This window comes from Peribacillus sp. SIMBA_075 (genome assembly GCF_046534585.1).
In genome coordinates this window covers 1-267 of record NZ_JAWRYN010000729.1, presented here as the reverse complement: position 1 = coordinate 267, position 267 = coordinate 1, and the positions used below count along the sequence as shown (strand labels likewise).

At 39.0% G+C, this 267-nt stretch carries 1 protein-coding gene; it reads left to right on the top strand.

Annotated features, from left to right (window positions below; translation table 11 throughout):
- Positions 1 to 267, top strand: a 267-nt coding sequence (locus SB775_RS30125) for a 3'-5' exonuclease (RefSeq protein ID WP_410864917.1), incomplete at both ends; no start/stop codon positions are given.

Sequence of the window (267 nt, the reverse complement as noted above, 5' to 3'; positions counted from 1 at the left end):
ATGAAGATGGAATTAATTGCGGAAGAAATGCGCGTACTATACGTAGCGTTAACACGTGCAAAAGAGAAGTTAATTTTAATTGGAACAGTTAAAGATGCAAATAAAGAAATGGAAAAATGGCTCGATGCAAGAGAGCATAGTGAATGGTTATTACCAGACCATATTCGTGCCGGAGCGTCTTGCTACTTAGACTGGATTGCACCTTCCTTATATAGACACCGTGATAGTGAAATGCTTCTTGAATTAGGACAAGGAAATATTCCAGGC